This is a genomic window from Anaerolineae bacterium (genome assembly GCA_013178165.1).
GTDB lineage: Bacteria > Chloroflexota > Anaerolineae > Aggregatilineales > Ch27 > Ch27.
This window is the reverse complement of record JABLXG010000001.1, coordinates 396,629-414,696: the sequence shown is the minus strand read 5'-3', so window position 1 is coordinate 414,696 and position 18,068 is coordinate 396,629. Positions and strand designations below refer to the sequence as shown.

The following is an 18,068-nucleotide window of genomic DNA, read 5'->3' as shown; positions in this document are numbered from 1 at the left end:
ACGGGTCAGGCTCTGTCGGTATCTTCCAGCAGGAAGGCCCGCCAGGGTTCGTCCTCTTCCGGGGCAGGCGGCGCTTCCTCCGGCGTTTCAACAGGCACGGGCGGTGCTGGCGGGGGTTCAGCCGGCGCTGGATGCTCGACATGCTCAGCGGCCACCTCGGTGTACGAAGCAGTGGCCGGCAGAGAGGCGTAAGCGGCTTCCGCCGGCGCGGCAATCGGCTGGACGACGGTGGTCACCCGGTCAGCCGTGTCGAATTCGTCCGTCGCCAGAGCAATGTGGATGATCGGATCACCGGCCAGCCGCAGGCCCATCTGCTTTTCAATGAGCTGGCGCAACACGCGGCCCAGTTCTTTTTGCTTCTCCGGGATGACAATATCCGGGCGGGTGCGGACGTTCATCTCCACCCTGGCCGCGCCTTCCTGCGTTACTTCCACACCGGTCTGCACAGCCAGCACGTCAGACACCTGGGCGATGCGCGTGTTGATCTGGCGCTGAACGGAGTCAACGCTGACTTCGGCCCTGGCCCCGCGCGCCCGGACGACTAACCCATCCTTGCGCGGCGGGCGCAACAGGCGAACCAGAATGGCCACCAGCAGCAAATCGATCAGGACGGCGGCCACAATCAGGGCGGTGCGCGTCCCCGCCGGGGCGGTCTCCACACGACCGGCCAGATCGATCACCAGCCGGGGAGCGGCCAGCAGCGCCGTAACCCCGATCAGCAGGACAATCACCGCCAGCATAGCCGCCAGACGCTTGATAAAGTTCCTCATCACGCTTCTCCACAATACTTCACCACAATCATCGTCAGGTCGTCAAAGGGCGGCGCCTGCCCGACAAACGCCTGCACCACGGCGCTGATGCGATCGAGGATTTCCAGCGCGGAGCGCCCCCGGCGGGCTTCCTCGCGCACGATCTCGGCCAGGTGGCGTTCCCCGAAGAACAGACCCTGCTCGTTCTCCGCGTCGGTCAGGCCATCTGTGTAATAGACTAGCACGTCGCCCGGCTCCAGTTCAATAGGATGGGGGCTCAGAGGAAGCTGGTCGAACCAGCCCATCGCCCGCCCACCCCGGGGCAGCCAGGTGATCTCTGCCGTGCGATGGCGGTAAAGCAGCGGCCGGTTATGCCCGGCGTTGACGCCTACCGCCCGGCCGTCGCGCTCAAACACCGTGTAGTAGGCCGTCACGAACATACCGCTGTTGTTGCCTTCCAGCATCATCAGCCGGTTGGCCTGGTGGATGGTATCCAGCGGGAAGCGGGCAACAGCAGCGATGCCCCGGATCAGGCTGCGGGCTACAGCCATGAACAACGCTGCGCCAACGCCCTTATCGGCCACGTCAGCGATCACCACTCCCAGCTGATCGCCATCCAGCAGAAAAGCGTCGTAGAAGTCGCCGGCGACTTCCCGCGCACTGTGCCAGGTCGCGGCGATCTCATAGCCAGGAAAGTCCGGCAGGCGGCGCGGCAGCATACTGCGCTGAATGTCATAGGCGATGCTCAACTCGCGTTCCAGCCGGGTGCTCTCTACCTCCAGCCGGTGCAGCCGGGCGTTTTCCAGGGCGATGGCGGCCATCCCGGCGAAGGCCGTCAACAGATCGAGATCGCTCTGCTGAAAGACCCCGGTGCGCAGGGTGTTATCCACATACACCAGTCCGATCAGGCGGTTCTTGACCAGCAACGGCGCACACATGATCGAGCGCAGGCCCAGGGCGATGATGCTCTCACCCCGCTCAAAGCGCGGATCATGCTCAGCGTTGCTGGTCAGCAGGGGAGCGTTCGTGCGCACAACCTGATTGACAATGGTCGTGCTGTACTGGAAATCCGCCGAGAGCAGATCTTCCCTGTTCAGGCCACGCGCCACCCGGACATGCAGTTGCCCGGAATCGTCGCGCAGCATCAGAAAGCCGCGCTGTGCCTTGACAACCTCAATCACCTTATCCAGCACGGCATCCATCATGACATCAAGGTCCAGGCTGGCGTTGATCGCCTGGTTGATCTCTGCCAGCGTAGCCAGGCGCTCCGCCATCGAAGCGGCGGATGAAGCAGAATTGTGTTCAGCCATGTGAAAGGCGCTCTCTTTTCTGCCCGCGGCAAAAGCCGCCGGTCTGCGCCGGGATTATACCTTCCCGGCATGGATAGCCACAGCTACAATCTCTACCATCGTGGTATGATATGTTCTCTGACCGTCATCACCAGAAAGAGGGGCAACGATGGCACTGCGTGGCGTGATCTTCGATATGGGAGGGACGCTGCTGGATTATCATCCCCCCGCCCCCAGCGCCGGTGAGGGCTGGCGGGCAATGGAAGACCTGGGCGCTGATGCGCTGCGGGCCTTCCTGCTGGAGCGTGGGTATCCCGCCCCACCCGCTGAGGAAGCCCGCCAGAGCGCCTTCACCGCGATGGAGCGCCAGTGGCGGATGATCGCGGAGGGGAAACCGGTCAACCCGCAGCTTGGCCCGATCCTGCGCGAGGTGTTGCTGAGCTGGGGTCTGCCGGAAAACGCCGCCAACGACGGCCTGATCGACAGTGCGGTGGCCGCATATGTGGCCCCGGCGCAGGCGCTCGTCCGGCCCCTGCCCGGCGCGGCGGAGACTCTGGCCGCGCTACGGGCGCAGGGGTTGCGGCTGGGTTTGTTCAGCAACACCGTCTGGCCGGGCGCCTTCCACCTGGAGGACCTGGCCCGCTGGGGGCTGGCCGAGTACCTGGATTGTGCCTTCTTCTCCGCTGATGTTGGCGCGTGGAAGCCTGCCCGGCAGGTCTTCCAGATGACGCTGGAAGCGCTGGGGCTACAGCCGCAAGAAGCCGCCTTTGTGGGTGATCATCCGTACTTTGACGTGTACGGGGCGCAGCAGGCCGGTCTGCGTGGCGTGCTGCTGAAAAGCGCCGAGTGGGAGGCTCCACCTTCCGGCGGCCTGCCCATCACGCCGGACGCCACGGTGACCCGCCTGGCCGATTTGCTGCCGCTGGTGGAAGCGTGGCGAACCTCCTGACAACCTGATCGCCAGAACCAGCGTGACGCTGAGGCAGCGCAGCATAAGTCCGCTCGCCGGCCACCCTTGCGTCGACTATATCACCCCCTGCTGGCGCTCCAGGCCAGAAAGCGTTAGGCTTGCCTTGCGGACACCTCAGGGGATAACCGATGACCCTCCAGATCGATCGCTTAAACAGACGTCTGGCACTGCTGGTTGCCGTCCTGCTGCTGGCGGCCTTCGCCCGCCTCTATCACCTGATGCAACAGGGTATATGGCTGGACGAGGGTTACACCCACTACGTGATGACCCGCCTTGGTCCGTTGGGTGCGGCGCTGGACGATATGCACCCACCGCTGTATTACTACACTCTGGGCGGGTGGATGGCCGTCACTGGCGACTCGCTGCTGGCCATGCGCTACTTTTCCGCGCTGTGCAGCGTGCTGACCGTGCCGCTGGTCTACCTGCTGGCCCGGCGGATGGCCCCGGCGGGTGCGGTGTTGCCCCGCCGTCAGATCGCGCTGCTGGCTGCGCTGCTCTTCGCCCTTTCCGACCCCGACATTGCGATGGCCCAGGAAGTGCGCAACTATGCCTTCCACAAGCTGATCCTGGTGATCAGCGTCCTGGCCTATGCCCGCTGGGTGACGAGGCCGACGCGGGGACGCCGGATAGCCTGGATCGCAGCCAATAGCGCCAACCTGTACACATTCTATCTGGGCGGGCTGCTGCTGGTAGCGGAAGGGCTGCACGCCCTGCTTTACCTGCGCGGACGGGAGCGCCAGCAGGCTCTCGGCTCACTGGCAGCGGCAGGCGTGACCTTCCTGCCCTGGTTCTTCACCGGCTTCCTGGATCAGGTGTTGACGCCCAACCTGCTGTTCCTGCCAGAGCCGCTGAGCGCCACCGCATGGACAGAGATGTTGCACCTGTATTTCACCCAACAATGGCCGCTCATCATCGGCCTGATGCTGCTGGGACTGGCCGCCGTGACCTATGGCGCCGATGGTGCGCCACGTCTGCACTGGCGACCGGATGGGAACGGCTTCCTGCTACTGGGCTGGGCGGCGCTGCCCTTCGCCATCATCGGCCTGATCGGGCTGTTCCGCCCATTCTTCTCGCCGCGCTGGGCGATCCTGGCGACCCCGGCCATCGTCCTGCTGACGGCGCGCGGCCTGGGCAACCTGCACCAGCCGGGACGGGGCCTGCTGCTGGCCGTCCTGCTGGTTTACAGTGTGACCACGGTCGATTTCTACTGGCCCAAGCCGCCCTGGGATCGCGTGGCCGCCAACGTACTGGCCTACGCGCGGCCCGGCGAGCCAGTCCTCCTGGAGGTCCACAACGACGATTACAGCGTCGGCTACTACCTGGAGCGCGCCCTGCCGCCGGAGAGCGTGCGCTCCCTGCGGATGTGGCGGGAGGCGACCGACCCGGCTATGTACCACAACGAACTGACTGCTTTCCTGGCTGCCCCGGTCCGGCAGACGATCTGGGTGGTGGCCTGGGGTGAGAATCACGACATCTTCAACCAGCTGGAGCAGCATGGCTTCCAGCGGAGCTTCGCCCTGACTACCGACCACGTGGGCAACGCCCTCAACGTTCACCGCTACGACCGCCGGCTGGAGGGGGAACCGCTGGCCGTCTATGAATCGGGCCTCATCCTGCGCCGGGCGGAGGTCTACCCGGAGGCCGGACGGGTTGACCTGTGGTGGTCGGTTGGCGCGCCGGTCGACCGCGACTACACCACATCGGCCTTTGCGCTGGATAGCAGCGGGCGGCTGATTGCCCAGGATGACACCTTCCCGGCGCGGGGGACACGGCCCACCACCACCTGGTTGCCGGGCGACCTGATCTACGATCCGCACCCACTCCAGCCGGCTGACCTGCCGCCGGGCGTATACAGCATCGGCGTACAGACGTACTACTGGGCGGATGGAGTCAAAATCCCGACCACCCAGGGCGAGCCCTGGTATACGGTTGGGACGTTCGAGTGGCCGTAGTGGAGCAGGTGAATGTTACCGATGATCGTCGCCACGCTGGCGCAAGTCCTGGCCGGGCTATTGGCGCCCCTGCTGCTGGCCATCCTGATCCGGCGGCGGTGGGGCATCTCCTGGGCGCTGATCCTGCCGGGCGCGATCGCCGGGCTGATCATGGAACTGCTGGCGGCGCCGCTGCAGAGCAGTGTGATCTTCGCTCTGGCCGCTGTGCCGGATGCCTTCACCCTCCCGGTTTTCGCCGGAGTCAGCGGCTTCGCTTCTGGCCTGGCGGCGGCCCTGCTGCTGACGGCGGCCTTTGCCTGGCTGGCGCGCAACGCGCGGACGACCCCGCAGGTGCTGATGATCGGTGTCGGCTATGGGGGGGCGGGGATCGCCATGCGGGCCGCCCTGGCCGCGCTGGTGCTTGCCGCCAACCTGCAACTGGCCGGGACGCCGCCGGAAGATTGGCGGCTTTCCCCGGCGGAAACTGCCGCTCGTCAGGCGGCGCTGGACATCTACTTCGCCACACCGCCCGACCAGCCGCTGCTGGAAGCGGTCGGAGCACTGGGGCGGATTCTGCACGGACTGGCTGCCGCCGCGCTGGTCGGCGGGATGTTCCTGAGTGGGCAGGTCGGGTGGTTTTTCGGCGGGTTGCTGTGGGTGGCGGTAGCCGTCAGCGGCGCAGCCCTGTTCGGGCCGCTCGGCGCGGCAGCGGGGGCGGTATGGTGGGCGTTGCTGGGCGCGGGAGGCGCCGTGATCGTCTGGCGCTGTCGCCGTTGATCCTCCCCCGCATAATTGGGGGTTCCAAACGTTCTCAAATTTGATAGCATTACCCCGGTCAAAGGCGCGGCCTGCTGCCGCTGTCCGGCCACGAATCGCATTTCGAGGGGGAACGACCATGATCACCACCGATCGACTCACCCGGCGCTTCGGCGAGAACCTCGCCGTGGACGCCCTCACGCTGGAGATTCCCAGCGGAGAGGTCTTTGGCTTCCTGGGGCCGAACGGCGCGGGCAAAACGACCACCGTCCGCATGCTCAGCGCCCTGATCGCCCCGACTTCCGGGACGGCTACCGTCAACGGTTATGACGTACGCCTCCAGCCCATGGACGTGCGCCGTACCGTCGGCGTGCTGACCGAAACGCCCGGCATGTACGACCGCCTGAGCGCGGAAACCAACCTGCGCATCTATGCCGACCTGTACGAGGTAGAACGGCCAGAAGCCGCCGTGCAGAAGTACCTGACCATCCTGGGCCTGTGGGAACGGCGACGCGAACCGGTTGGCAGCTTCTCCAAAGGTATGAAGCAGAAGCTGGCCATCGCCCGCGCCCTGATCCACGAGCCGCGCACCGTCTTCCTGGATGAACCGACGGCCGGCCTGGACCCGGCGGCGGCCCGCACTGTGCGCGAGTTCATCGAGGAACTCAAGAGCGAGGGCCGCACGATCTTCCTGACCACCCACAACCTGGACGAAGCCGAACGGCTATGCGACCGCATCGGTGTGATGCGCGGCCACCTGCTCGCCCTGGATACGCCTGCCGCGTTGCGGGCGCGGCTCTTCGGCCAGCATGTGCGGCTGCAGATCGCCAACCTGACAGACGCGCTGCGCCAGGCGGTAGCAGGGCTGCCTTTTGTCCGGGGGGCGCGGCTGGCCGACGGCGCTCTGCTCGTCGACGTGGCCGATCCGGAGCGCGATAACCCGGCGCTGGTAGCGGCCCTGGTTGGTGCAGGGGCGCAGATTCAGTACGTCCAGCCGGCGCTGGCCAGCCTGGAGGACGTTTACCTGCAACTGGTGCACAACGGCGCAGCCCTGAACGAGGGCGTAGGGGGGGCGCAGCGATGAACAAGGTTATCACCCTGATCAAAAAGGAATGGGCGGATGTCTTCCGCAACCGCTACGTGCTGTACATCGTCATCTTCATGCCATTGATCATGGTGCTTCTGCCGGCGATTGTCCTGGGGTTGGGGGCCAACCCCAGCCTGATCAGCGGCATGCAGGACGAAGTCCCACCGCAACTCATGGAGGTCGAACCTTACGCCAGCCTGGAGCCACAGGAAGCCATACAGGCGTTTGTCGGGCAGCAGTTCAACCTGTTCTTCCTGATCCTGCCGCTGGCGATCCCGATGACGATCGCCACCTACAGCATCGTCGGGGAAAAGCGCGAGCATAGCCTGGAACCGCTGCTGGCGACGCCGATCAGCACGGCCCAGCTCTTGGCGGGCAAGGCGCTGGCCGCTGCCGCGCCCGGCGTGGCGACGGCCTGGCTGAGCGGTCTGTTATACGCCCTGCTGTTATACTTCGTTGTGCCCAGTGCAGCGGTGCGCAGCATCCTGCTCAGCGAGACCTTCCTGCTGAACCTGGGCCTGATCGCGCCGCTGCTGACGATTCTGGCGACGACGGTCGGCCTGATGGTCAGCAGCCGGGTCAACGACCCGCGCGCGGCGGAACAACTGGGTATGGTCGTGATCATCCCGGTGATAGCCCTGATTCTGGGCCAGGTGGCGGGCGTGATCACAGTCAGCAGCGCCCTGGCGCTGGGCATGGCGGCTATCCTGCTGGTGGTCGATCTGGCGCTGCTGGCGCTGGCCGTGCGCCTGTTTGACCGGGAGACCATCCTGACGCGCTGGAAGTAGCCAGCCGGGGCGGTACAGGGCCGCTGTTCGGGAGAGCAGCGGCCCTTTTTGTTGCCATCGGGCCTCACAGTTGACTTCCTGTAGCAGACAATATATGATTTTACTTGTCTTTTTTATCTTAAAATGACTGTGCCTCAGGCTTGTCGATGCGAGACCGGGTACAGACTCAGAGGGGCTGTGCCAGTCAAGACGCTCCCCCGGAAAGGAACTCCTCATGCGCGTCACTTCTCACGGCAATTACCTGCTTCAGCTCACCCGCTACACGGCCTTCAATTGCTTCCTGGTGCGGGAAGCCGATGGCTTTACCCTGGTCGATACAGGCCTCGGCGGCTCCGCAGGGGCCATCATCCGGGCGGCGGATCAACATGGCCTGCCCATCCGGCGCATTCTGCTGACCCATGCCCACGTTGATCATGTGGGTTCGCTGGATGCCCTGCACGCTCTGCTGCCGGAGGCTGAAGTGGCGATCTCGGCACGCGATGCTCGCTTCCTGACTGGCGATCGCAGCCTGGACCCGGATGAGCCGCAGGTGCCCCTGCGCGGCGGCTATCCACTCTGCACCACCCGCCCGACCCACCTCTTCAGCGCCGGGGATGTTATCGGCTCCCTGGAAGTCATCGCCAGCCCCGGTCACACTCCCGGCCACGTGGCCTTCTTCGACCGTCGCGACGGGACGCTGATCGCCGGCGACGCCTTCAGCACCAAAGCGGGCATCTCCACTGGCGGCACATTGCGCCTGCTCTTCCCCTTCCCGGCCCTGGCGACCTGGCACAAGCCGCTGGCCATCCGCAGCGCCGAAGCCCTGTGCGCTCTACAACCCGCGCGGCTGGTAGTGGGGCACGGCCCTGCGCTGGAAAACCCTGTTCCCGCGATGGAGCGAGCCATTGCCGAGGCCAGGCGTCGCGTTGGGAGCACTGACTACGCCAGCCAACGCGCTTATTGACCGGGAAACCAGACTAGACGCGCTGCAAACAAAGAGCGCGGAGAACCACCGGGCCACTGTCCGCACAGACAGTGGTCTTTTTTGGCGGAGCGCCCCCCAATATTTAGGGCTGGCAGCAGCGGCAAACTCTGCGCACGATTGAAATAACAAGCCGGCTGGCCGGCCGGGCCAACCCCGACCATCAATAGCGAGGTGAGCGATGCGCTACCCGTACCTGCTGTGGCAGCTGGACGGCGCCCTGTTCAACACGACCGGCGCGATCCGGCGGGCGCTGGGTGCAGCGCTGGCTGATTGCGGCGCGACCATCACCGGGGGTGAGCTGGACGACCTGCTGGCAACGGTGGACAGCGCCCTGATCAGCGCGGCGGCGGCTCGCTTTGGCGTCCCGCGGCAGGCGCTACAGGGTGGCTGGGAAGCCCGCTACCGCGCGATCCTGTTGCGCGATCAGCCGCCGTTCCCCGGCGCGGTGGACCTCTGCCGCCGCGCGGTCGAAGCAGGCGGGCGCAACTATGCCTTCAGCTTCCGCCATACCCGCGACATGGAACGTTCCCTGGCGGCCTATGGCCTGACTGATCTGTTCACCGGCTGGCTGGCCGACGACAGTGGCGGGGCGGACCAGCCCGCCCTGGCTCTATTGGTGGCGGCCTGCAGCCTACCACCGGGCACGGCGCTGGTCATCAGCGGGCGGCGGCGCGACGCCGAGCTGGCCCGTGCGCTGGGACTGGCGGCTTGCCTGGTCAGGACGCCGGAAGCGGCGGGCGATTTCTCTGTGTTTCCCACCCATACCGCGCTGGAAACCTTCCTCTTCGGGCCGGGTGACGTGGTATCATAGGCGGGCGCGACGCCCGTTTGCACGCCTGAGGAGCGCCCGAACATGCGCTTTTCCGCCCTGATCTGGGATATGGACGGCACCCTGTTTGATACCTACCCCGCCATCCGGGCCGGGGTTGTGGCCGCCTTTGCCGAGCATGGTGTGACCGTTGATGCACAGCGCGTAGCCCGTCTGCTGGCTGTTACCTTCAATGATTGCCTGGAGACCCTGGCGGCAGAGCATAGCCTGGACCCGGCAGTCATCCAGGCGACATATGCCCGCCTGCGTCCGGAGGGCGTCCCGCCGGAGCTATGCCCGCCTTTCCCCGGCGTGATCGACCTGTGCCACCGGATGATCGCAGCGGGCGGATGCAATCTGATCTTCACCCACCGCGAACGCGCGTCGCTGGATCGCTTCCTGACATATCACGGGATGACCGCTCTGTTCGCCGACACGCTGACGGTCGACGAGGGCGGCGCGCGCAAACCCGATCCCGGCGGCTTTTTGACCCTGCTGACCCGCAACGGCATCTCGCCGGAGCAGGCGCTGGCCATCGGCGACCGCGACCTGGACATAGAGGCCGGGCAACGCGCCGGGATAAAGACGTGCTACTTCGCTTCGCCGGAATTCCCCGGCGGCCCGTTGCCGCCGGCGGTCGTGCCCGACTACACGATCAGCAGCTACGCTGAACTGGCAGCGATCCTGTTCACCGCCTGAGCGCCCTGCACCAACAGGGGGGCGGCTCACCGCCTGATCGGCGGTGGAGTCTGGCCGGTTTCGTCAGCCGCCAGGCGCTTGAGTCTCAACTCGCGGGGACGACGGCGCTTGAAGATGGCCAGCTTGCCGCCCAGCACCGGGTTGGTGAGGAAGTGCTCCTCAAAGGTGACCAGTTCCCAGCCCTGGTCGCCAAGCTGCTGGAAGTATTCCTGCCACTCCATGCCGCGCTCCCAGTTAGGCAGCGGCTCATCGTTGACGGCAAACGCCCGCCAGCTGGTGGTAGTGAAGGTACGCGCCGGGCAAACCTGCACAAAAAGGTAATCCCACTGGTCGTAATCAGGCATAACCACACCTCTGCTCGCTGCTCATGGCGGGGTCTCCCTGCCTGGCTGCGGCCAACCCATCAGGAGCCTTCCGCCGACACCCGGTCACAGGCCTGGGGAAGCGTACTCTGTAGGTTTTTCCTAGCATACGGCAAAAATCACCGCCTGAAAACCCTATTCCGAAGGCAGCCAGCGGGCGGCTGGCTCAGCCAAAGACGCCAGTGGGATGGCAACCGCGGCGGGCAGCGCGGGCCTGATCTTCCAGGGCAAAGAAATGACGGGCGTAAGCCGTATCCGGCGGAAAGGAGACCGCCCTGGCCCAGCCATCGCGGACCAGTGCCTCGTTGACAAAAACCCCATCCGCGTAGACATAGCGTAACAGGCGACCGTAGCGGTCAGTTTCGCTGACATCGCGCACCAGCCGCACCGTCCGCCCCTCCACCCAGGCAGCGTTAGCCGCGGTAGCCTCCGCGTAACAGACCTCATCGCGTTCCGGTGTATCGACGCCGATGTAACGCACCCGGTAGCGCTCGCCATCGATCAGCACGTCGATGGTGTCGCCGTCGATGACGGTTATCACGCGGGCGATCTCCCCCGCGCTGACATCTTCCGGCGTGGGAGAAGGGTTAGCTACGCGCGGTGTGGCGGTAGCAGGCGGCGGCGCGGTCGGCGCCAGCAGCCCGCAGCCCATTGCCGCCAGGAGGAACAGGCCAAGCAAGAGGAAGGTCTTTCCGGCAGGTCGCATCACAGACTTCACCCGGCAGAAAGGCGCATCAGGCAGGCCGGCGGCGACGCAGCCAGCGTAGCCCGGCAATGACGGCCGCCATCCCCCATACCCAGATCAGGTCAGCAGCCAGCGGCGGCGGGGCCGGAGCATCGGTCGGCTCGAAGGCCACAATGTCGATGCGGTCGCGGTGTTGCAGCACACCTTCCGGTGTATTGGGAACGCCCCGCGCGCGCAGATACCGCTCCAGCAGGAACGGGATGCGCTGCTGCAGCAGGGCGTACACCGCCAGCAGTTCCTCGTCATCGGTGACACGGCGGGCCAGCGCCGCCTCCGCGCCATCGGCAGTCTGGATGGTCACACAGGGATCAGCCTGGATGCTGCGGAGCCAGTCGGCGCGCTGGCCAAAGGCGCAGATCACGTACTTGCGCTCGCCCAGCTCGCGGTACTCGATCACCGCCCGGCGCGGCAGACCGCTGCGTCGCCCGGTGTAGGTGAGCACCAGCAGGGCATGCCCCAGCCACGGACCAAAGCCCAGCCGCCACAACAGCAGCGGGGCCTTGAACAGCGCCCGGTGCCAGGCCGCTGCCGGATACGCCAGCAAGCCGGTTGCACGCGTCGGTGATCCCCGCCTCTGCACCGCCTTACACCTTTTCCGCCAGTTCGGCAAGCAGGGCCAGCAACTCGGCATTGGAAGGGATGTCCTGCATGCCGTGCCCGTAGTGGACATAGCGGGCGATACCCTGGCGGTCTACCAGCACCTGGGCGGGCATGCGGCCCAGCTTGAACAGGTTGACCTCCTGGCCGTACAGCTTGAGTACCCGGTGATCGGGATCGGGCAGGCCGATAAACGGCAACTGGTTATCGGCAAAGTAGCGGGCGAAGGCGTCGCGGTCTTCTGGCCCGATCACGAAGATCTCAGCGTCGCGGGCCACAAACTGGTCATAGTCTTGGCGCAACTGCGCCATGTGCGCGCGGCAGAATGGTCATGTAAAGCCACGGTTGAAGACCAGGAAGACATGCTTGCGCCCGCGGAATGTGGACAGCGTGACAGTCTGGCCCCGGTAGTCTGTCAGCGTGAAATCCGGGGCGGGGGTGTCGATCGCCACTCGAGGCATGATCGGCTCCTTTGTTGAGCACTGTAAAAGATGTTGACTACCGTCCGGTCTGCGGCTCCGTCGGGCCGGAGTCTGGTTCCGCCGCGCCGTTGTTTCCGTTTCCTTCTGAGGAGCGGGGCAACTCTTCCGTTGGCGAGGAAGGAGGGGTAGGTGTACCACGGAAGATCGGTGTGCGAAAGCGCGGCGGTTTTGGCGGCGCGGGCGGAGTCTGCGCCTCCCAGGCCTGACGGAATTCGGTCAGCCATTCCAGTTCGGCCAGGGCCATGTGCAGGCCGTAGTCGAACAGCGCCAGGACATAAAGCGGGCGTTCCACCGGGTCGGCGGCCTGCTCCGCCCGCAGACGGTTGAGGTCAGCAATACGCGTCCGCAGGCGGGACTCGTAGGTGTCCAGCGCGTGACGCACCTGCTCCGGTCGCAGGAGGTGCAGGTTAGCCAGCCCCAGCAGGAAACCATCGCCGTGATCGTGGGGTGTGCTCAGGCGATCCGCGATAGCGGTTTGCAGCACACCGCGCCCGGCATCGGTCAGCGTGTAGCTGCGACGGGCCGGACCGCGCCCAACTGGCTCCAGACGGCTGGTTAACAGGCCCTCTTCCTCCAGCTTGTTGAGCAGGTAAAACACGGAAGAAAAGCCGATCGCTGCCCAGTCGCGCACACGGCGAGTTTCGATCAATTGCTGGATGTCGTAGTCGAGCCGGGGGCCTTCCGCTACCAGGCTCAGGAGGACCAGTTCAGCGTCGGTCATGCTGGCCATCCGTTCCACACCGCCATTCTGCTTTTAGTATACCCCGACCGGGCCGGGCATGGCTAATGGAACGCGACAGTAGGGGACACGACTGTTGCGACATGTAAAAAACAAGCGATAATTGAAGCCTGAGTTACAGCCATATAATGCACGCTCTAGAGGAGGTTGTAATGAGTGCAGCTAAAGGAACTCGACTTGCTGGAATACTTAGAAATCATGAAGCCGATCTTTTGGAAGATTGGCTAAAGGAACAACGTGCCGCCGGGATACTTCGCCCGGAGCTGCTCAGTGACGCCGAATTGCGCGCCCAGTCACGCGAATTTCTGGATGCCATACAACAGGCGGTCCAGGGAGGGAATATCACTGACATTACCGCACCTGCATGGAAAAACGTCCGCGACCTGTTGGGTAGGATTTCGAGCAGCAGGGCCTCGTTGGGCTTTTCGCCTTCTGAAACCGCCACCTTTATCCTGTCGTTGAAACAACCGTTGTTCTCACTCATGAGCCTGGAAATGGCCGGAGAGAATTTGCAGAACTTGCTGGACGAAATCCGGACAGTTACTGCCCTGCTAGACAAACTGGGGTTGTACACAACTGAAATTTTCATCGAGAGTCGGGAACAGATTATCGCTCACCAGCACGAGGATCTGATCGAACTCTCTACCCCGGTTATTCAAGTCTGGAAGGGTATTCTGGCTGTTCCGCTGGTGGGGACGCTTGACAGCGCACGTACCCAGATAGTTATGGAAAGCCTTCTTCAGGAGATCGTCAATACCAGTTCTGATATCGCCATCATTGATATCACTGGGGTTCCGACGGTTGACACGCTGGTAGCCCAGCATTTGCTCAAAACGGTGGCAGCCGCGCGCCTGATGGGAGCCGATTGTATCATCAGTGGGGTTCGGCCTCAGATTGCCCAAACCATTGTCCAACTTGGAGCTGAGTTTACAGGGATACGCACCAAGGCCACCCTGGCTGGAGCCTTGGCTCTGGCCCTCAAGGAACTAGGTCTCACCATCCAATGATCCAAGTTTGGATGCTTAGGAGCAAATTTTATTCGCAACCTGAGTTTCTGCTGTTCAACCGGTGGTTCAAATCGCGTTGAATGGCCAGAGGGCCATTCGCGCACGGAGAGTATTGGATGGATCGCATCCCAATTCTGAAGATGGGAGACTTACTTCTTGTCACGATTCAGTTTGAATTGCATGATCGTCTGGTAATGACCCTTCAGGATGATCTCATGCGTCTTATCGCGGAGACTGGCGCTCACGGGGTGTTGATCGACATTTCGGCGCTAGACTTGGTGGATTCCTTCACGGCTCGTGTGATCGCCAATAGTGCGGAAATGGCACGGATAATGGATGCGGAGACGGTGCTGGTTGGAATGCAACCCGCCGTGGCCATCACGTTGGTGGAGCTGGGGCTGTCGTTCCATGGAGTCCATACTGCGCTAAATGCTGAAAAAGGGGAACAACTTCTCAGAAAGATAAGAGGATCTCTAGCAGGAGAATCTTCTGATGACTCCGCTAGAGAATAAAAGGGTCCCAATTGCATCGGAAGAGGATATCGTGCATGCCCGGCGTATAGTGCGTACCTACGCACAGGAGCTTGGTATTGGTCTGACTAACCAGACAAAACTCGTGACGGCGGTCAGCGAACTGGCGCGTAATACTTACGTTCATGGGGGCGGCGGGACGATGCAAATTGAGCTCGTCTCTAATCCCAATAACCGGGGTATTCGGTTGGTATTTGAAGATCAAGGTCCAGGAATCCCAAACATCGATCTGGCTATGCAGGATGGTTACTCTACTGGAAACGGGTTGGGTCTGGGCCTGGGTGGCGCCAAGAGGCTGGTCCACGAGTTTGAGATCGTGTCTGTGGTAGGCCAGGGTACACGTGTGACGATTACTATGTGGGTGTGACAGGGCAACCATTCGGTAGATTAAAAGTGCTATATACAACCAGCAGTTTATCACAGGATATTGTTATACCAATTACCGACCATGCGCAGATCGGCGATGCGCGTCGTCGGTCGGTAAAACTTGCAGCCTCGCTTGGGTTTGATGAAGTCTTGGCGGGCAAGACGGCTATCGCTGTTACGGAACTTGCTTCCAATCTAGCCAAATACAGCCCAGGCGGCGTGTTGTTGTTGAAAGCCTTGAAACAAGGCGGGAGAAACGGCCTCGAAATTCGTTCGTTAGATAAAGGTCCGGGCATGAGTAACGTCTCCATGTGCCTGGAGGATGGCTATTCTACGTCCGGCAGCGCAGGGACCGGCTTGGGTGCAGTATCCCGGCTTGCTACCCAGTTTGATATTTACTCGATGCCGCAACTTGGCACCGCTATACTCGCCCGGCTATGGGGGGAACCACCAAGCAAGTATTCGGTGTTAACCCCATTGGAATTTGGGGCGGTGTGTCTGCCACTGTCGACCGAAACACACAATGGTGATGGTTGGGCAACCTGGCACACACTCGACTTAAGTCGGGTGCTGGTCGTCGACGGCCTGGGGCACGGCCCCCTGGCAGAAACAGCGGCTACTGAGACCATCCGAATCTTTCTTGCAAATCCAGACCTGACTCTCGCAAGGTTGGTTGAGACGCTTCATACAGGCCTGACTCATACCCGCGGGGTCTCCCTGGCGGTGGCAGAAATTGATTATGCCAGGCAAGTCATCCATTATGTGGGGGTGGGCAATATTTCAGGGGCTATTGTTTTTGCAGAGGGCCAGCGCGGGCTGGTTTCGCTATCCGGCACTGTTGGTCACACGATTCGAAAAGCGATAGAATTCACTTACCCTTATTCGCCAGGCGAGCTGTTGGTGTTGCATTCTGATGGAATAACCAGGCACTGGAACATAGGGCGTTACCCGGGGTTGTTCCATAGACATCCATCGTTGATTGCTGGACGGATCTATTACGATTACGCACGCGGTACTGACGACTTAACCATATGGGTTGGCCGCCTGCCCGCCAGGTAATTGGTGAGAGTCAACGATGAAAACCCAGATACCGATTTTTGTCATGAGTTTGCGTTTTGAGGAAGATATTGTCAAAGCGCGTTCGCTAGCCAGAACTATTGCGGGCCGGTTAGGTTTTGACACGCAAGATCAGGTGCGTATTGCGACTGCGGTATCGGAAATCGTGCGTGTCATATTTGGGGTCCTAAAGAGAGGCGAAGTAGCGTTTCTGTTAAAAAACCAGGGTTCTTCGCAAACGTTTCTCATTACTATCAACGACAAGAGCAATGGTCATTCCAACCTGCAGACCGTTTTTGCGGAACCTTTAGCCCCCGAAGTGAGCGCCGGCGTTACCAGTGCGCGGCGCCTAGTGGATCGGCTGACTGTTGAGTTCCCCCCCCGCGAAGGCACAGTTCTATCTCTGGAAAAAACTTTGACGGGGCCTTTTGTTACCCCGCCTCAAATAGCGAGTCTTGTCGCCGATCTGGCTCAGCGTACGCCGCAGACCGCGCTAGAAGAGATCAGGCAACAAAATGAGGAACTCACTAATATACTTGAGGACCTGCACCAGCGCCAGATCCAGCTGAGCCAGCTTAATCAAGAGTTAAGCGAAACCAATCAAGGCGTGATGGCATTGTATGCCGAGCTTGAGGAACAGGCCCAACAGTTACGCGCTGCAAACGCGCAAAAATCCCGCTATCTTTCAATCATGAGCCACGAAATCCGCACCCCCCTGAGCTCAATCGTGGCGTTAGCGCGTATCCTTCTCGATAGACTCGATGGTGACCTGACCAGTGAGCAGGAGCAGCAAGTCAGACTGATCCAGAGTTCTGCGCAAGAATTGCTGGACATGGTCGCGAACATCCTGGACCTGGCCAAGCTTGAGAAGGGAAAGCTTGAGATCAATCCCACAGTGTTTGAATTAAGCCAGCTTATTGGTGGTTTGCGTGGCATATTCAAGCCTTTGTTCACCAACCCGGACGTAGCGCTACTGTTTGACGAGCCAGTGGATTTCCCCATATTCTTCACTGATCAAAAAAAGGTTGCTCAGATTCTCAGGAACCTCATTTCCAATGCCCACAAATTTACTGAATCTGGGGAGGTACGAGTCTCAGTCAAACTGGATCAAACCGGCACACAGGCTATCTTTTCGGTCACCGATACGGGAATCGGTATTTCCGCTGAAGATCAGGAATTGCTGTTTCAAGAGTACACCCAACTACATACACACCTCCACAAACAGACTACAGGTACAGGGCTTGGCCTTTCCATATCAAAACAGCTGGCCGAATTATTGGGCGGTAGCCTGTCCGTGCAGTCTGTGGTCAAGAAGGGATCGACCTTCACCTTAACTATTCCGCTGGTCTATCCGAATGTTCTCCCACCAGCCTTGAATGATGCTGACTTGTCCCAGCCTAAGAACATGCGTCTTCCTTTGCTGGTGATTGAGGATGAAGCCGAAGATATTGAATATTATAAACGCATTTTCGATAACACAGAGTTCGAGGTTGTTGCCGTACAGTCGTTCAAACAGGCATGGCAGATATTGGCCTCAATACAACCAGTCGCAATTATCCTGGACCTCCTGATGCCGGAAGAGAGTGGGTTGGAATTTCTGGCTGAACTAAAGAGTAACGAAACCACCTGGGATATCCCTGTTGTTGTGGCAACTGTGTTTGAAGGAGGCAAAAAAGCCGCGGCTTTGTTGGGAGCGCAAGAATATGCTATTAAGCCCTTATCGAAGGAGTGGCTGCTAAAGAAGCTCCGCCAGATCGGAGTCAAGCAGACGATCCTGCTTATCGATAATGACGAAGTGGCGCGATACACCTTCAAGAAATCGGTGGGCAAATACTACACCATCGTCGAAGCAGCCGATGGCGCTGAGGGTTTGCAGCAGGCACGTGAACTCGTCCCGGAAGTCATCTTCCTTGACCTGGTGATGCCGGGCATGAGTGGCTTTGAAGTCCTGGATGCTTTGAAGTCTGATCAGAAGACACAGAACATCCCGGTAATTATTTATTCCTCAAAAGAATTAAATCCGGAAGAACATTATCAGTTGAGGGCTTCCGCAGAAGCGATCCTGTCGAAATCGGTTGTAAGTAGTGACACTCTGCTCGGCTTGATCCGCGGCTTACTTGCTAAGGGACAGACCTAACATGTG

At 61.5% G+C, this 18,068-nt stretch carries 21 protein-coding genes; 13 read left to right on the top strand and 8 right to left on the bottom strand.

The genetic code is table 11. The features are described from left to right. Positions 1-5: 5 nt before the first annotated feature. Complete coding sequence (locus HPY64_01710) at positions 6-770, bottom strand: hypothetical protein (GenBank protein NPV65842.1); 765 nt, start codon at positions 768-770, stop codon at positions 6-8. Further along, complete coding sequence (locus HPY64_01705) at positions 770-2,059, bottom strand: SpoIIE family protein phosphatase (protein NPV65841.1); 1,290 nt, start codon at positions 2,057-2,059, stop codon at positions 770-772. The genes HPY64_01710 and HPY64_01705 overlap by 1 nt, the downstream gene beginning before the upstream one ends. Before the next feature lie 148 nt (positions 2,060-2,207). Here HPY64_01705 and HPY64_01700 point away from each other — a divergent pair, with 148 nt between their 5' ends. The 8 genes from HPY64_01700 (at position 2,208) to HPY64_01665 (ending at position 10,041) form a co-directional block, all read left to right on the top strand. Continuing rightward, entirely contained in the window at positions 2,208-2,987 is a 780-nt protein-coding gene (locus HPY64_01700) for an HAD family hydrolase (GenBank protein NPV65840.1), read from the top strand. A 149-nt stretch (positions 2,988-3,136) separates the two neighbouring features. Beyond that, on the top strand, positions 3,137-4,960 hold the full coding sequence (locus tag HPY64_01695; protein ID NPV65839.1) for a phospholipid carrier-dependent glycosyltransferase: 1,824 nt from the start codon (positions 3,137-3,139) through the stop codon (positions 4,958-4,960). A 12-nt stretch (positions 4,961-4,972) separates the two neighbouring features. Continuing rightward, the gene (locus HPY64_01690; GenBank protein ID NPV65838.1) at positions 4,973-5,716 is read left to right on the top strand and encodes a hypothetical protein; all 744 of its coding nucleotides are present in this window, start codon (positions 4,973-4,975) and stop codon (positions 5,714-5,716) included. 118 nt (positions 5,717-5,834) lie between these two features. Then, complete coding sequence (locus tag HPY64_01685; protein ID NPV65837.1) at positions 5,835-6,779, top strand: ABC transporter ATP-binding protein; 945 nt, start codon at positions 5,835-5,837, stop codon at positions 6,777-6,779. After that, positions 6,776-7,570 (top strand): ABC transporter permease subunit, encoded by a 795-nt coding sequence (locus HPY64_01680; GenBank protein ID NPV65836.1) that lies wholly within the window; start codon positions 6,776-6,778, stop codon positions 7,568-7,570. The genes HPY64_01685 and HPY64_01680 overlap by 4 nt, the downstream gene beginning before the upstream one ends. 214 nt (positions 7,571-7,784) lie before the next feature. Beyond that, positions 7,785-8,513, top strand: coding sequence for an MBL fold metallo-hydrolase (locus HPY64_01675; GenBank protein ID NPV65835.1), 729 nt, complete (start codon positions 7,785-7,787; stop codon positions 8,511-8,513). A 199-nt stretch (positions 8,514-8,712) separates the two neighbouring features. Next, positions 8,713-9,345 carry a hypothetical protein gene (locus tag HPY64_01670; protein NPV65834.1) on the top strand — a complete coding sequence of 211 codons (633 nt, stop codon included), beginning with the start codon at positions 8,713-8,715 and terminating at the stop codon, positions 9,343-9,345. A gap of 42 nt (positions 9,346-9,387) precedes the next feature. Further along, a complete protein-coding gene (locus HPY64_01665; protein NPV65833.1) occupies positions 9,388-10,041 on the top strand; it encodes an HAD-IA family hydrolase in 654 nt (217 codons plus the stop codon). 26 nt (positions 10,042-10,067) lie between these two features. Here HPY64_01665 and HPY64_01660 read toward each other — a convergent pair whose 3' ends face one another. From HPY64_01660 to HPY64_01635, 6 genes are all read right to left on the bottom strand, one after another. Further along, positions 10,068-10,385, bottom strand: a complete 318-nt coding sequence (locus HPY64_01660; GenBank protein NPV65832.1) for a hypothetical protein — start codon at positions 10,383-10,385, stop codon at positions 10,068-10,070. 184 nt (positions 10,386-10,569) lie between these two features. Beyond that, the gene (locus HPY64_01655) at positions 10,570-11,109 is read right to left on the bottom strand and encodes a hypothetical protein (GenBank protein ID NPV65831.1); all 540 of its coding nucleotides are present in this window, start codon (positions 11,107-11,109) and stop codon (positions 10,570-10,572) included. Between the two features lie 28 nt (positions 11,110-11,137). Continuing rightward, positions 11,138-11,728: a nitroreductase family deazaflavin-dependent oxidoreductase gene (locus HPY64_01650; protein ID NPV65830.1), complete on the bottom strand. Its 591-nt coding sequence runs from the start codon at positions 11,726-11,728 to the stop codon at positions 11,138-11,140. Positions 11,729-11,732: 4 nt separating this feature from the next. Beyond that, the gene (locus HPY64_01645) at positions 11,733-12,056 is read right to left on the bottom strand and encodes a redoxin domain-containing protein (GenBank protein NPV65829.1); all 324 of its coding nucleotides are present in this window, start codon (positions 12,054-12,056) and stop codon (positions 11,733-11,735) included. An 18-nt stretch (positions 12,057-12,074) separates the two neighbouring features. Further along, positions 12,075-12,206: a redoxin domain-containing protein gene (locus HPY64_01640; GenBank protein NPV65828.1), complete on the bottom strand. Its 132-nt coding sequence runs from the start codon at positions 12,204-12,206 to the stop codon at positions 12,075-12,077. Between the two features lie 37 nt (positions 12,207-12,243). Further along, complete coding sequence (locus HPY64_01635) at positions 12,244-12,948, bottom strand: helix-turn-helix transcriptional regulator (GenBank protein NPV65827.1); 705 nt, start codon at positions 12,946-12,948, stop codon at positions 12,244-12,246. Between the two features lie 170 nt (positions 12,949-13,118). On the opposite strand from HPY64_01635, the gene HPY64_01630 reads away from it, so the two are divergent. From HPY64_01630 to HPY64_01610, 5 genes are all read left to right on the top strand, one after another. Continuing rightward, positions 13,119-13,973 carry an STAS domain-containing protein gene (locus HPY64_01630; GenBank protein ID NPV65826.1) on the top strand — a complete coding sequence of 285 codons (855 nt, stop codon included), beginning with the start codon at positions 13,119-13,121 and terminating at the stop codon, positions 13,971-13,973. Positions 13,974-14,089: 116 nt separating this feature from the next. Beyond that, on the top strand, positions 14,090-14,485 hold the full coding sequence (locus HPY64_01625; protein ID NPV65825.1) for an STAS domain-containing protein: 396 nt from the start codon (positions 14,090-14,092) through the stop codon (positions 14,483-14,485). After that, positions 14,466-14,870, top strand: coding sequence for an anti-sigma regulatory factor (locus HPY64_01620; protein NPV65824.1), 405 nt, complete (start codon positions 14,466-14,468; stop codon positions 14,868-14,870). The genes HPY64_01625 and HPY64_01620 overlap by 20 nt, the downstream gene beginning before the upstream one ends. 26 nt (positions 14,871-14,896) lie before the next feature. Continuing rightward, on the top strand, positions 14,897-15,928 hold the full coding sequence (locus HPY64_01615) for a SpoIIE family protein phosphatase (protein ID NPV65823.1): 1,032 nt from the start codon (positions 14,897-14,899) through the stop codon (positions 15,926-15,928). 16 nt (positions 15,929-15,944) lie between these two features. Beyond that, positions 15,945-18,062, top strand: a complete 2,118-nt coding sequence (locus HPY64_01610) for a response regulator (GenBank protein NPV65822.1) — start codon at positions 15,945-15,947, stop codon at positions 18,060-18,062. The last annotated feature ends 6 nt before the right edge of the window (positions 18,063-18,068 follow it).